Here is a 274-nt window from a genome sequence, read left to right as displayed (position 1 = left end):
ATTGATACTGAATAAATCCGGGCGTTGTAACAGATCTCTCATGATTCAGCCTCAGAAGCGCGGCATACTTAAGCCGCCGTCGATGGCGACCGCTTGACCACAGGTGTAAATCAGTTTACCTTCCGCCATCGCGCGGACGGTGGAAGCAATATCAGCCGGATAACCCCAACGTCCCCACGGCACCAGACCTTTGGCAATCAGTTCGTCGTAATAAGCCGTTGCTGGAATAGTCATATCGGTTTTGATGAGACCAGGGCGCACTTCATAAACGCCA

At 51.8% G+C, this 274-nt stretch carries 1 protein-coding gene; it reads right to left on the bottom strand.

All coding sequences use genetic code 11. From position 1 onward, the window contains the following. Positions 1-51: 51 nt before the first annotated feature. The coding region (locus tag SB725_RS31155; RefSeq protein ID WP_160513892.1) for an SDR family oxidoreductase at positions 52-274 on the bottom strand (223 nt) is incomplete at its 5' end.

Source organism: Pseudomonas sp. SIMBA_041 (assembly GCF_046535095.1).
In the GTDB taxonomy this organism is placed as follows: domain Bacteria; phylum Pseudomonadota; class Gammaproteobacteria; order Pseudomonadales; family Pseudomonadaceae; genus Aquipseudomonas; species Aquipseudomonas mucoides.
The sequence above is the reverse complement of the archived record's forward strand: the minus strand, read 5'-3'. Positions and strand labels throughout refer to the sequence as shown.